General features: G+C 51.2%; 12 protein-coding genes. All 12 read left to right on the top strand.

What is annotated here, in order from left to right:
- Nucleotides 1–183: type II secretion system protein GspG (locus tag ABUL11_RS09970; protein WP_350283706.1), on the top strand; the 183-nt coding region annotated here is incomplete at its 5' end.
- Between the two features lie 18 nt (nucleotides 184–201).
- Nucleotides 202–1,386, top strand: coding sequence for a type II secretion system F family protein (locus ABUL11_RS09965; protein ID WP_350283705.1), 1,185 nt, complete (start codon nucleotides 202–204; stop codon nucleotides 1,384–1,386).
- Nucleotides 1,386–3,077 (top strand): GspE/PulE family protein, encoded by a 1,692-nt coding sequence (locus ABUL11_RS09960; protein ID WP_350283704.1) that lies wholly within the window; start codon nucleotides 1,386–1,388, stop codon nucleotides 3,075–3,077. Before ABUL11_RS09965 ends, ABUL11_RS09960 begins: the two co-directional genes overlap by 1 nt.
- Nucleotides 3,058–3,900 carry a hypothetical protein gene (locus ABUL11_RS09955; RefSeq protein WP_350283703.1) on the top strand — a complete coding sequence of 281 codons (843 nt, stop codon included), beginning with the start codon at nucleotides 3,058–3,060 and terminating at the stop codon, nucleotides 3,898–3,900. Before ABUL11_RS09960 ends, ABUL11_RS09955 begins: the two co-directional genes overlap by 20 nt.
- Complete coding sequence (locus ABUL11_RS09950; protein WP_350283702.1) at nucleotides 3,893–4,429, top strand: PilN domain-containing protein; 537 nt, start codon at nucleotides 3,893–3,895, stop codon at nucleotides 4,427–4,429. The genes ABUL11_RS09955 and ABUL11_RS09950 overlap by 8 nt, the downstream gene beginning before the upstream one ends.
- The gene (locus ABUL11_RS09945) at nucleotides 4,411–4,965 is read left to right on the top strand and encodes a hypothetical protein (protein WP_350283701.1); all 555 of its coding nucleotides are present in this window, start codon (nucleotides 4,411–4,413) and stop codon (nucleotides 4,963–4,965) included. The genes ABUL11_RS09950 and ABUL11_RS09945 overlap by 19 nt, the downstream gene beginning before the upstream one ends.
- 239 nt (nucleotides 4,966–5,204) lie before the next feature.
- Complete coding sequence (locus ABUL11_RS09940) at nucleotides 5,205–5,741, top strand: hypothetical protein (RefSeq protein WP_350283700.1); 537 nt, start codon at nucleotides 5,205–5,207, stop codon at nucleotides 5,739–5,741.
- Between the two features lie 20 nt (nucleotides 5,742–5,761).
- Nucleotides 5,762–8,056 (top strand): secretin GspD/PilQ domain-containing protein, encoded by a 2,295-nt coding sequence (locus tag ABUL11_RS09935; RefSeq protein WP_350283699.1) that lies wholly within the window; start codon nucleotides 5,762–5,764, stop codon nucleotides 8,054–8,056.
- A 29-nt stretch (nucleotides 8,057–8,085) separates the two neighbouring features.
- Nucleotides 8,086–8,568 (top strand): prepilin-type N-terminal cleavage/methylation domain-containing protein, encoded by a 483-nt coding sequence (locus tag ABUL11_RS09930; protein WP_350283698.1) that lies wholly within the window; start codon nucleotides 8,086–8,088, stop codon nucleotides 8,566–8,568.
- The gene (locus tag ABUL11_RS09925) at nucleotides 8,562–8,999 is read left to right on the top strand and encodes a type II secretion system protein (RefSeq protein WP_350283697.1); all 438 of its coding nucleotides are present in this window, start codon (nucleotides 8,562–8,564) and stop codon (nucleotides 8,997–8,999) included. The genes ABUL11_RS09930 and ABUL11_RS09925 overlap by 7 nt, the downstream gene beginning before the upstream one ends.
- Before the next feature lie 2 nt (nucleotides 9,000–9,001).
- Nucleotides 9,002–9,628: a type II secretion system protein gene (locus ABUL11_RS09920; RefSeq protein ID WP_350283696.1), complete on the top strand. Its 627-nt coding sequence runs from the start codon at nucleotides 9,002–9,004 to the stop codon at nucleotides 9,626–9,628.
- Between the two features lie 170 nt (nucleotides 9,629–9,798).
- Entirely contained in the window at nucleotides 9,799–11,508 is a 1,710-nt protein-coding gene (locus ABUL11_RS09915) for a tetratricopeptide repeat protein (RefSeq protein ID WP_350283695.1), read from the top strand.
- The last annotated feature ends 138 nt before the right edge of the window (nucleotides 11,509–11,646 follow it).

The following is an 11,646-nucleotide window of genomic DNA, read 5'->3' as shown; positions in this document are numbered from 1 at the left end:
GCTCCTGCCAATGAGCTGAGGTGGCAGGGACCTTATTTAAGCAAGCGTTTGCCGGCCGATCCGTGGGGCAGACCCTATCAGTACAAATATCCGGGTACACAAAGTGATTTCGATTTATTCTCGTTCGGCAAGGATGGCCAGCTCGGGGGGAGTGGCGAGGATGCGGATATTACCAACTGGTAACAGTATTCAACACCGTTGATGCGTTACACGGTAAGAGCCTTGCTGGCCGGAAAAGGTACTGTGCTGCTCGAACTCGAAGCGGCCAGTGAAGCCGAGATACGCAACCGGATCAGTGCTCAGGGAGGAGTGATCCTCAGTATACGGCGGAATTTTTCAGGCTTGCTGCTCAGATCAGGCCACAAATTTCCGCTATCCAACTTTTCCCAGGAACTACTTGCTTTGCTGACAGCCGGCCTGAGTCTGGTAGAGGGTATCGAAACATTGGTCGAGAAAGAAGAGGACAGTGGAATACGCGAGTTGCTTCAACAGATACTGGCGCACTTGCGTGAAGGTATGACATTCTCGCGTGCATTGGAATTCTATCCGCAGATATTTCCGCCACTGTATGTCGCCACCATTCGTGCAAGTGAACAGACGGGGGATCTGGGCGAGGCGCTGGCACGTTATCTCGTCTATCAGTCGCAAATGGATCTGGTGCGTAAAAAGCTGATGGGGGCGTCCATCTATCCGGTTCTGCTGCTGGTGTTGGGGGGATTGGTGGCGGTCTTCCTGTTGGTTTTCGTCGTTCCTAAATTCAGCGCCATTTATGAAGATATGGGGACAGATTTGCCCTGGATGTCCATGCTGTTGATCGAATGGGGACATTTGGTACAGAAGAGTGGCTGGATGTTGGCCGGAATGGCAACGCTTTTTCTGGCAGCAGCATTCTATACATTTTCCCGGCCGCAGATCCGGGCTCATTTGTTGCGTGCGATATGGCGCATTCCGACAATCGGCGAGAGGATGCGAGTCTATCAGCTGGCCCGTTTCTATAAAACACTGGGAATGCTGCTGCGTGGCGGGATTCCCGTGACACAAGCGCTGGAAATGGTCAGTGACCTGTTGCAGCCGCATTTTCGTCCACGAGTGAAAACAGCTGCTGCACTCATTCGTGAAGGTAAGGCAATTTCCAGTGCAATGCAGAGCGCAGAGCTGACCACTGCAGTGGGAAGCCGCATGCTGCGCGTAGGAGAGCGTACTGGAATGATGGGCGACATGATGGAGCGCATCGGTAATTTCCATGATGAGGAAATCGGACGCTGGGTCGAATGGATGACCAAGCTGATTGAGCCATTGTTGATGGCTGTGATCGGGACCGTCATCGGCGGCATCATCATTCTCATGTATCTGCCGATTTTCGAACTGGCGGGGAGTATCAACTGATGCAGATCAGCATTGCCCTGCCTGATAAACCGACAATCGATCCAGCTATGCTCAGCCAGGCATGTGAACAGGCCATCGCTCGCAGCACCTCATTGATCAGAGTATTGGAAGAAATTTATCAGGGCACACCGGCTGAACTGGTGACCGTACTGGGGGAAGTGCTGCGCATGCCGGTACTGGCCATGGATGATTTGCATGCGTTGTATCCGGCTTTTGACAGACTGCCTTTTGCACTGGCTGCCAAACGTGAATGCATGTTGCTGCAGAAACAGGATCAATCGTATCTGCTGGCGGTGAGTGATCCTTTCCGGCCGGGCCTGCGCGACTGGGTAGAGGAATATGTGCCGGTAGGTGCATTGTGGCATCTGGTGCATCCGGCTGACCTGGCTGCCTTTTTCGTGCAACAGGAGCAGACCATGCGTGCGATGGACAATGTGCTGTCTTCTGCTCAGGAAAATCTGATTCAGAGTGGTATCGAGGAGTTATCACTCAAAACGATTCATGAAGGTACCAGTCAGGTAGTGCGCTTGGTTCATTCAACCCTGTACGATGCACATAAATCGCAGGCAAGCGACATTCATCTGGAGACTGCACCAGGCGTACTGTCCATCAAATATCGGATCGATGGCGTGCTGACCAGCATAGGCACCATGCAGGGGGCAAATCTGGCCGAACAGGTGATTTCTCGGATCAAGGTTATGTCGGATCTGGATATCGCCGAGCGTCGCATTCCGCAGGATGGCCGTTTCAAGGTTTCCATCCAGGGAAGGGAAATCGATTTCCGGGTATCGGTCATGCCGAGCATTTTTGGTGAAGATGCGGTGTTGCGGATACTGGATCGTCAGGCGCTGACTGACCATGTCGAAGGATTGACACTGAACCAGCTGGGATTTAATGCCCCATCCATTGCCAGTGTGCGCCGACTCAGTGCTGAGCCGTATGGCATGTTGCTGGTAACCGGCCCGACCGGCAGCGGCAAGACGACTTCGCTTTACGCTGCTATTTCGGAAGTCAATCACGGCCATGACAAAATCATTACGATCGAAGATCCGATCGAATATCAGTTGCCTGGTGTATTGCAGATACCGGTCAACGAGAAGAAAGGGCTGACTTTCGCTCGCGGATTGCGTTCAATTCTGCGGCATGATCCCGACAAGATCATGGTAGGTGAAATTCGCGATGCTGAAACGGCCCAGATTGCCATTCAGGCTGCACTTACGGGCCATCTGGTCTTTACCACGGTTCATGCCAACAATGTGTTTGACGTGATTGGCCGGTTTGCACATATGGGCGTTGATCCTTACAGTTTTGTTTCGGCACTGAACGGTATCGTGGCACAGCGGCTGGTGCGCCTGCTGTGCCCGAATTGCATGGTTGCGGAACGACCGGATCATCAAATGATCGTGGATTCGGGGATTACTCCGGAACAGGCAGAGCTGTTTGATTTTCGCTCTGCCAAAGGTTGTGGCCATTGCCGGGGCAGTGGTTATCGGGGACGTAATGCAATTGCCGAGATATTGTTGCTGAACGATGAAATTCGTGAGTTGATCATTGCACAAGCGCCGATTCGTCGTATCAAGGAGGCAGCTTGGCTCAATGGTACCCGTTTTCTGCGTGAAGCCGCGCTGGATCTGGTTAAAACTGGACAAACCAGCTTACAGGAGGCCAATCGTGTCACTGTTGTGGCGTAATCGGATTCAGGTTTTTCTGGCGCCGGATCAGGTTAGTCTGACAGGAGTTGTACGCGGCATCCGGCCTGTGCAGCAGTTCAGGCAATCAGGCGTGTGTGTTCAGGGAAATGATCCAAGACAGTGGAGAGCACCTCTACAGTTGCTGGAACAGATGATCGGACAGATGGATGACAGTTTCAGGCGAAGTGGTGCGTTGTATGTCACGTTATCCAACCACTTCGTCCGTTATGGTGTCATTGCACCACAGCCCTCCCTGGCAAATCCGGATGAATTGATGGCCTATGCAAGTTTCCAGATGCGAGAAATTTATGGTGAACGCATCGATGACTGGGAGTTCAGCCTGAGTACCTGGGATCCTTATGGTGGAGCATTGTGTGCGGCCATCGCACGCGATTTGCAGTTGGAACTGGCAGCACTTGCCCGGCAATATGAGATCCGGCTTGCAGGCATAGAACCTTATCTTACTGCGGCACTGGATCACTGGTCGAAGCGGCTGATTGAAAAACAAGTGTGGTTCGTTCTGGTGGAAGCAGGGCGATTCTGCCTGGTTTCGCTGTCCGATGGGGTCTGGCGTTGTGTACGCAACCAGAGAGTAGTGGGGAATCTGCAGGAAGAACTATTGGCAGCACTGGAACAGGAGTCGATTATTTTCAGTTCGGATCAGTCGCTGGGACGGGTGTATGTATATGCTCCCGAATGGACCGGGAAGTTGCCAGTGCATGACCTCCGCTGGCAGTTCGTGCACCTGCCGGATGAGAAACATCCCGTACCTTCGTATTTTCCCTGGGTAGCAGGAATGGATAACAGCCAGGATCATGCCTAGTCTGAAACTGAATTTCCCCTACCGAAGACAGCAGATGCCAGTGGTGGATTATCTGCTGTTGTTTCTGGGAATGGTGCTGCTGCTTGCAGTGATGTATCTGCTCAAGCAGACCATGTCGAAAATCACGTACTGGGAAGCCCGCGAGGCACGCATCGTTCAGCAGCAGAAACACACCAGGCAACCCCGAACTCCGATGGCGCGAATCAATAAAGCCACCCAACAGGAGCTCAAACAAGTGAATGATATTCTGCGCCAGCTCAATCTACCCTGGGAGGCAGTGTTCGATGCGCTGGAACTGGCCGCCAGCGAGAAGATTGCGCTGCTGTCGCTGCAGCCCAGTGTTTCCGGTCAAACCATCCGTATTACGGGTGAGGCGCGAGATCTTGCTGCTTTGGTGGAGTACGTCCAGGCGCTCGAACTGGAGCCGGTTCTGAAAAATGCGCATCTGGCCAGTTATAAAACCCGTCAGGATCATCCACGCCGTCCCATTGTTTTTTCAATCATTGCAACATGGCACGAATCGTCTTAGGGAACTGGCTGGTCAGGGCGCGCTGGCAGGTGACTCGTCTGGGAGCTGCCGGCCGGGCAGGAGCGGGATTGCTCGTACTGACGCTGGTGTTTTTTATAGCGGCAGTCATGCCTCAGAAACAGATACTGGAAGAGCTGAAAGACAAGGTGGAAGCAATGCAGCAGGTACAACCCGACTCTGTCGGGCAGACAAAGCTGAACAATAATCAGGCGTTGCAGGTTTTTTATGATTTCCTTCCACGCAGTGATTCTTCTCCTTACTGGATTAGTGAACTCGACAGGATCGCCAGGAACAGTGGTGTGGAGCTGAATGGCAGTGATTATCGGCTGATGATGGAAAAAGAATCGAAACTGGTACGTTATGAAATTCAGTTGCCATTGCGCGGAACTTATCCTCAGATTCGTGCATTCATTGCGGGTGCATTGCAGGCCGTGCCCACACTGGCACTGGCTGATATCATCATGAAACGCGAAACCATACAGACTGGCAGAGTGGATGCGCGCCTGAACATGCACCTTTATCTGAATGACTACTAAGGAATCTTTGCAGAATGTCGATGAGGCAGTCAATTCAAGGCAAAAACCGGCAAAAAAGCGGAGTTTATACGTGATAAATGAGCATTTTAGGCCGATTTTTGAGGCAGAAATGGCAACGCAGGTAGTTTCTCAGAAGTTCTCAAAGCGTTTATTCTTGTTTCAGATCTCATCATACAAATCACTCCTGGCAGCCGTGTTCTTCGGCTTGCTTCATCGTCGGATTCTCGGCGGAATCTGATATGGCTGGCACACTACTCTACCGGAAACTAGTTCTCTGGGTGGCTCTGGCGGCTACTGTACTGGCTGCGTTGCTGGTCGATGACGGTGCCGAGTTATCCATGGATGAGGTGGTACAGCCGGCAGCAAATATTTCTACTGGCAGACGTACTGCCGGACAAGCCCGGCAAGCACACGAAACATTGCCGGTCGATCAGCTAGGAAAGCGGAAATTCAGCGCCAAGGCAGACGATATATTTGCTGTAACGTCCTGGGAGCCCAAACGTACTGCATCCACCAATTTCAGCCCGCAGACCTTCCAGCCCCGGAAGGCGGAGGTGGTAAGACGGCCAGCCGCACCACCATTACAGTTCGAATATCTGGGCCGAGTCGTTTCCGAGGGAAAGATTCGGGTATTTCTTGCTCAGGAAGATCAGAATTATGTTGCTGGTGCAGGAGAGCGAATTAGTGCCGAATACCGGATCGACCGGATCCGGGAAGATGCGATCGAACTGACTTATCTTCCGCTGGGCATCAGACAGACATTGTCTATCGATTAAAAATAGCTGGAAAAGTGGGGATGAATACAACAAAAAGAATATTGATACTGCTGTTGCTCGCATTGATTACCAGTTGTGCGATGCACACGACGCGAAATCCATCTTTTCTGGAAGGGAAACGATTAATTGCAGAGGGGCGGCTGGAGGAGGGCCTGAGCAAGCTGGAACAGGCTGCCCGTGAGGAACCGGATGACAGGGAAATAGGTGCGACCCTGGCTAGGGAGCGTGACACCATCATTGGTCAGATTCTGTTCGAGGCGGATAACGCCCGGCTGGCTGGCAATCTGGATCAGGCCGAGCAGAATTATCAGCGTGTACTGGATATCAGGGCCAGTAGTGAACGTGCCCGGGAAGGATTGGATGCGGTCGATCTGGAGCGTCGTCATATTGTTCTGGTCAATCGAGCAAAAGAGGCGCTTGCACACAGCGATGTGGATGAAGCGGAAAAAATCATAAGGGGTGTATTGGCCGATAATCCGATGCAATCTGAAGCGAGACAGCTGATCAAGGCGCTCAGTGAACGGATTGCGCGGGCCGAGATGTCTGAATTATCCCTGATAACCGAATTCAGCAAGCCCATTACCATGGAATTTCGCGATACATCGCTGAAAACCATGTTTGAGTTGATCTCGCGCACGGCTGGCATCAATTTCGTATTCGATCGTAATGTTCAGCAAGAAGCAACGGCTTCGATTTTCGTCCGTGACAATTCGATTGAAGATGTGCTGAAACTGATGCTCCTGACCAATCAGCTCGCGTACAAAGTGCTCAACAGTAACACGCTGCTGATCTACCCGGATACACCGGCCAAGCAAAAGGATTACCAGGAGCTGGTCGTGCGCAGCTTTCACGTTGCCAATACTGATGTCAAACAGATGGTGGCTATGATTCGTGGACTGGTCAAGGCACGTGATATTTACGTCAACGAGAAACTCAACCTGTTCGTGATACGGGATACGCTGGAGATGATCCGATTGGTGGAACGTCTGGTTGCCATCAATGATTTTCCCGATCCGGAAGTAATGCTGGATGTGGTGGTGCTGGAGGTGAAGCGCGACAGCACGCTCGATCTGGGGCCGACTATGCCTAATTCGGTGACGTTCAGCGCCGTTCCGGGTATAGGTACACCTGCCCAGGCGGCGGCGGATTCCGTGGTCAAGATGAGTATGATCAAAAATACGGGGTTCGAAGGCTTGCGGAGTTTTACCATCAACAATCAGGCCAGAATCGATTTTGGTAGAACCCTGACCAATGCGGATGTACTGGCCAACCCTCGCATCCGTGTTAAAAGCCGAGAGAAGGCAAAAATCCATATCGGTAACAAGGAGCCAGTATTCACGGTTACGAATACAGCCAATGTTGGATCAGCTGCTTCAGCAACTTATATTGATGTCGGGTTGAAATTCGAAGTCGAACCGGTGGTCAGAACCAACAACGAGGTCACCTTGAAAGCGCTGCTGGAAGTCAGCAGTAATCTCGGTGAAAAAAGATCCGGGAGCGGAGAAAATGCAGCTACGGCCATCGTCATCGGTACCCGTACAGCGGAAACGGTTCTGGAATTGAAGAATGGGGAAACACAGGTACTGGCCGGGCTGATTCAGGATGACCTGAGCAGAGTAAGATCGGGTATTGCCGGATTGACCGATATACCGGTGCTGGGTGATATTTTCTCCAAGCAGGTCAGAAAACATAACAAAACCGAAATAATTCTGCTCATTACGCCGCATATTATTCGTAACGTCATCCAGCCCAACCATTTTGAAAGCGAGTTTTATTCCGGTACGGCCAGTGCGGCCGGGAAACTGCCTGTAACCATCCGCAAAACGGCACCACAATCCCTGGCGATGGAATCCTCGAACAGTACAGCAGTCAGAGGCTATACACCTTTTGGCCGGACTGCGCAGCCTGTCGGGCTATCGGGGGCTGCGCCCGATTTGTTTGAGGAAGCGATCGCACAAGCAAGAGAAGCTGCTCCTTCAGTTACGTTGCGCGCACCGGAAAGTGTGATGGAAGGGCGGGAATTTACCGCTACTGTCAGGCTGGTGACCCAGGATCCCATGCTGTCCGGCGAATTGAATCTGGCTTATGATCCGGAAGCTCTGGAGTTGATGGATGGCGGGGAAAAATCCGGAATACGCAGCCTGAAGCTCGGACGAGATCAATCTACTGGAATGACAGCAGTGTTGCGTTTCAAGGCGATCGGTACAAATTCGGCCTCAACTGAAATTACTTTGCAGAATCTGCAGGTGCGGGATGAAACCGGACAGCCGGTTGAAACGGATCTGCCGCCAGCAGCGAGTATCAGGATTCAATGATGACATTTCTTCGTTTCTTCTGAGTGGATATGTTGCAGACAGCATCCTGCCGCGGATTCACTTTAATCGAACTGATGATCGTAGTGGCAATCATGGGAATTCTGGCTTCCGCAGCGATGCCCTTAGGTGAAATGGTCGTCAAACGTGAAAAGGAGCGAGAGTTGCGTATAGTACTGCGCCAGATCCGCACAGCGATCGATGCCTATAAGCAGGCGACGGATGATGGACAAATTGAAAAAAAGGCTGATGAAACCGGCTATCCCCACCGGCTGGAAGATCTGGATACGGGCATGGACGACGTAAAAGACCCGGACAAGAAGAAAATTTTTTTCATGCGTCGTTTGCCGCGCGATCCGATGTTTCCGGATACTGAGGTACCTGCTGCCGAAACCTGGGGAAAACGCAGTTATGCCAGTCCACCTGACAGTCCGGAAGAAGGTGATGATATTTACGATGTCTACTCCCTGTCCGAAAAAGCAGGATTAAACGGGATTCCTTACAATCAATGGTAAAACTCGTTGATCAGATTATTATCAAACCGGTATTAAACCGGTTGAAACAGCCCGGTAGCTATCGGGGTGAACGAGGCTTCACGTTGATTGAGCTGCTGGTAGTAATGGCTATTATTGCCATTCTCCTCACGATCGTGACACCACGTTACTTCAATTCGGTCGATCGGGCGAAGGAAGCGGTACTCAAGCAGAATCTCAGCATCCTGCGCGACGTGATCGATAAATATTTTTCCGATACCGGTAAATATCCGACTGATCTGCATCAGCTGGTCGAGGATCGTTATATTCGTGAAATACCTGTCGATCCGGTTACCGGGGAAAACGTCTGGGTGGAAGTTCCACCCCCTGATCCCGAAATGGAAGGTGTGTTCGATGTGCATACGACTTCCGACCGGCAGGCGCTGGACGGGACGTTTTATGAGAAATGGTGACGATGTCATGCCGGAAAGAACAGGGATATATTTATATCTGGACACTGTTTGCTGTTATGCTTGCGGGCGTGATGCTGGCTGCCGCCGGGTTGATCTGGCAGACGGAAGCCAAACGGGAAAAGGAGCTGGAGTTGCTGTTCATTGGTGATCAGTTCCGGCGGGCGATCGAGTCCTACTATAATGATTCCCGGGTAACAGGAGCAGCGGGAGAGACGGGCATCAGCCGCTACCCGGCATCTCTTGAACAGTTGCTCAAGGACGAGCGTTCTCTGGTTGTGAAACGGCATCTCAGAAGAATTTACCCCGACCCGATGACGAACAGCTATGACTGGGGGCTGGTCAGGCAGCAGGACGGAGGAATTACCGGCGTCTACAGTCTTTCAACTGGTGTACCGATCAAGCGGGCCAATTTTCCAGCAGATTACGCTGCGTTTGAAAAAGCCGGGAATTACCAGGGCTGGAAATTTGTCCATGCTGCCAGTACTGCAGAAGGGCTGGAAAAACAGCAGTCGGAAGATCAGGGAAATATGCCAGGTGGCACGACAATGCCGGGTACTGGATTTAATCCGTTTCCACAGAATCAGCCTGCCTCGAATCTCTCTCCACCAGCGAGTAGTGATGCGTTCTAGGTAGGTCTGGAAAGAAGAAAAAGTAGTAAATAAGGAGGGTATTTTTCCGGGTTTCTCGGGTGAAAGATATTGAAATCAGCGGATATGCCGTAATTAGTAATGAATGCACGAACCGGCTTTGTTGTTTGAAAGTCTGAGTACAGATAAAGGTTGCCGAAGGCCAATACAGAATGAAAGTTATTTTGACGATACAGTTAGCATTGTTGCTAAGCATGGCGGGATGTACCCAGCTTCCCAAAACAGGGGATGCTGTTGCTCATGGTTCCGCGGTCTCCGCTGGTGCAGCTCCTTCCACGGAACTGACTGCCGATTCTCTCTTTGATTTTTTGATGGGAGAAACGGCTTTGCAGCGAAATATGCCAGATGTTGCAGTGAAAAGTTTCATCCGATTGGCAAAGGAAACTCGCGATCCGAGGATCGCAGAACATGCGACTGATATCGCACTGCGGACGCGTTATTTTAGGGAAGCAGAAGAAGCCATCGATTTATGGGTAGTATTGGAACCTGATTCCATGCATGCGCGTCAGGCAGCAGTAGCGCTGTTCGTTGCGAACGGCCAGCTTGATGATGTACGTCCCCACGTTGAGCAATTGCTGAGGATGGAGCCGGAAACCGTTGATAAAGCATTCATGCAGATCAACAAGCTCCTGTCCAACCATTCTGACAGAAAAGCCGTGCTGAAACTGGTGCAGCAGCTTGCGGCATCCTACCCTGATTTACCGGAAGCACATTTTGCCGTATCCCAGGCGGCATGGTCTGCCAATGAATTCAAACTTGCAGCAAAAGCCATGGATCAGGCGCTCAAATTACGGCCGGAATGGGAGATGGCTGCCGTGCATCAGGGGCAGATTCTGCAGAAAATTGATAAAGACAAGGCATTGTCTTTTTACGATCAGTATCTCGACCGGTTTCCCAGAGCCAATGATATACGGATTGCCTATATCCGCATGCTCATGGAAGAAAGAGAATTTGATCGGGGGCGCGATCAGTTCCAAAAGCTGGAGCAGTTCAACCCCTCCAACCCTGATATTGCGCTGGCGATTGGTCTTTTATCTGCCGAGCTGGATGACTTGGGGAGTGCGGAAAAGTATTTCAAACGAGCCCTGCAACTCGGGTTTGAGGATACCAACACGATTCATTTTAATCTGGGGCGTGTCCATGAAGTTGCACAACACGATGCTGAAGCAATGGATGCCTACCTCAGAGTAACAGGGGGGGAACGCTATATTTCTGCTCAGGTGCGCTATGCTTTCTTATTGGCAAAGCGCGATGGGATAGCTTCTGCCAGAAAGTATCTGAAAACCGTCCAGGTTGAAAATGAACAGCAACGTATGCAGTTGCTGATCTCAGAAGCACAACTGCTGCGGGATAATGGCGATTTTCATGGCGCATATGATCTGCTGGACGACCATCTCAGAAAACATCCGGATCAGATCGAATTATTGTATGACCGGGCGTTAATGGCTGATAAGATCGGCAGGCTGGATGTGCTGGAACAGGATTTGCGCAAACTGATCGAATTGAGGCCGGATAATGCGCATGCCTATAATGCATTGGGCTACAGCTTGGCTGAGCGTGGCGTGCAGCTGCCGGAAGCATTGGCATTGATCCAAAAAGCTGTCGAACTTTCTCCCGATGATCCCTATATCATGGATAGCCTTGGCTGGGTTTATTACCGCATGGGTGATCTGAAAAAAGGGATCAATTACCTAAAGCTTGCTTTCGACATTCGTTCCGATCCTGAAATTGCAGCACACTACGGTGAGTTACTCTGGATGAACGGTGCAAAGGAAGATGCCAAAAAGATCTGGCAATCGGCACTGGAAGAACATCCCGAAAATGAGTTGCTGCTGGATACCGTCAAGCGATTCATGAGATAGACGATATCCAGAGAATCTCTGAAGAATGATCTGAATTGTTATCGCTGCGTTGGAAGCAGGTTCAAAATGCTCATTTACTACTTGTAACCTGAGTTCGGGATAAGCCCTCAGGGTTGAGCCAAGCTATTGACTCTGGTC

It is taken from the genome of Nitrosomonas sp., assembly GCF_040256045.1.
Lineage (GTDB): Bacteria > Pseudomonadota > Gammaproteobacteria > Burkholderiales > Nitrosomonadaceae > Nitrosomonas.
Note: the sequence above shows the minus strand (reverse complement) of the source record. Positions and strands in the feature narration are given on the sequence as shown.

Excerpts from the sequence above, each read along its gene's own strand:
- ABUL11_RS09965 (WP_350283705.1), top strand. The coding sequence starts at position 202 with ATGCGTTACACGGTAAGAGCCTTGCTGGCCGGAAAAGGTACTGTGCTG.
- ABUL11_RS09915 (WP_350283695.1), top strand. The coding sequence starts at position 9,799 with ATGAAAGTTATTTTGACGATACAGTTAGCATTGTTGCTAAGCATGGCG.
- ABUL11_RS09935 (WP_350283699.1), top strand. The coding sequence starts at position 5,762 with ATGAATACAACAAAAAGAATATTGATACTGCTGTTGCTCGCATTGATT.
- ABUL11_RS09960 (WP_350283704.1), top strand. The coding sequence starts at position 1,386 with ATGCAGATCAGCATTGCCCTGCCTGATAAACCGACAATCGATCCAGCT.
- ABUL11_RS09925 (WP_350283697.1), top strand. The coding sequence starts at position 8,562 with ATGGTAAAACTCGTTGATCAGATTATTATCAAACCGGTATTAAACCGG.
- ABUL11_RS09940 (WP_350283700.1), top strand. The coding sequence starts at position 5,205 with ATGGCTGGCACACTACTCTACCGGAAACTAGTTCTCTGGGTGGCTCTG.
- ABUL11_RS09920 (WP_350283696.1), top strand. The coding sequence starts at position 9,002 with ATGTCATGCCGGAAAGAACAGGGATATATTTATATCTGGACACTGTTT.
- ABUL11_RS09950 (WP_350283702.1), top strand. The coding sequence starts at position 3,893 with ATGCCTAGTCTGAAACTGAATTTCCCCTACCGAAGACAGCAGATGCCA.
- ABUL11_RS09930 (WP_350283698.1), top strand. The coding sequence starts at position 8,086 with ATGTTGCAGACAGCATCCTGCCGCGGATTCACTTTAATCGAACTGATG.
- ABUL11_RS09945 (WP_350283701.1), top strand. The coding sequence starts at position 4,411 with ATGGCACGAATCGTCTTAGGGAACTGGCTGGTCAGGGCGCGCTGGCAG.